General features: G+C 44.8%; 1 protein-coding gene and 1 pseudogene. One reads left to right on the plus strand and one right to left on the minus strand.

The window, feature by feature from the left end:
- Nucleotides 1-563 (minus strand): annotated as a pseudogene (locus ACTXGO_RS14775) (endolytic transglycosylase MltG); the annotation flags it as partial.
- A 175-nt stretch (nt 564-738) separates the two neighbouring features.
- Between ACTXGO_RS14775 and ACTXGO_RS14780 the strand changes: the two are divergent.
- A partial coding sequence (locus ACTXGO_RS14780; protein WP_443575055.1) for a DpnI domain-containing protein occupies nt 739-932 on the plus strand: 194 nt, incomplete at its 3' end.

Raw genomic sequence — 932 nt, forward strand, 5'->3', positions numbered from 1 at the left:
TGTACTTTGACCATCGCCACTTTGGCGCCTTGCTCTAGTACGTGCAACACTTCTGCCATCGTTGGGTTCTCAGGGAGCTGATAAATCCCTGCATGCAAAGGGGCGTCGACTTGCGATTTGATATACAGCTTGCCAATCGTCGCTGAGAATAGCGGAATCTGCTGCTGCCACTGCGGCAACAATCCATAATAGGTATCGCCTTGCTCAATTGTGACTTTTTGCGCGGGCTGGTCAAGTCGCCCAAACAAGGTTTGGTATACCATGACGAGTAAAAACGCTGCGATAAGTCCAAGGACGAGCAATATCTGATAGCCACGCTGCATAAAGAATGAGGGATTATCTTTTTTGTATTTACGCGGTTTGGTTTGGCCACTGATTAAGGACACATCAGTGATAGGTGCTTTGTCCTGCGTATCGTCATATAGGGACGCATCGGTGCTCGCATCGGTCACAGAATCCGCCGTGTTGTTATCATAGCCTGCGTCATCAATGCGCGTATTCGGCGAGGTATCATCGGTGTCGTCAGTTTTATTTGGCGGTATTGGTGGTGTTGGCGTGCTCATGGCAACTCAAAAGGCAGATGTTTGCTAGAATTTAGCACCGAACCGCTTGGTTTTCAATGGCATTTGCTTAGCTTGTGGATTAACTTGGCGTTTAAGACCAGATATATAGCCTATTGGTCATCATTTTATTCATACTTTTATAATGATATTCTCAACATTTTAACGATAATCTCTTATGAATCTAAACTTTAATCAAAGCCTTGCCAAGAATTATACGTCTGGACCGCAAATTATTCGTGTTTTAAGCGAGGCGTGGGTAAAAGACAATGGTTATTGTCCCAACTGCGGTACTCAACCCTTAGCTGATTTTGCCAATAATAAGCCCGTAGCGGACTTTTATTGTGCAACTTGCACCGAACAATATGAGCT

Source organism: Psychrobacter sp. T6-1 (assembly GCF_052258445.1).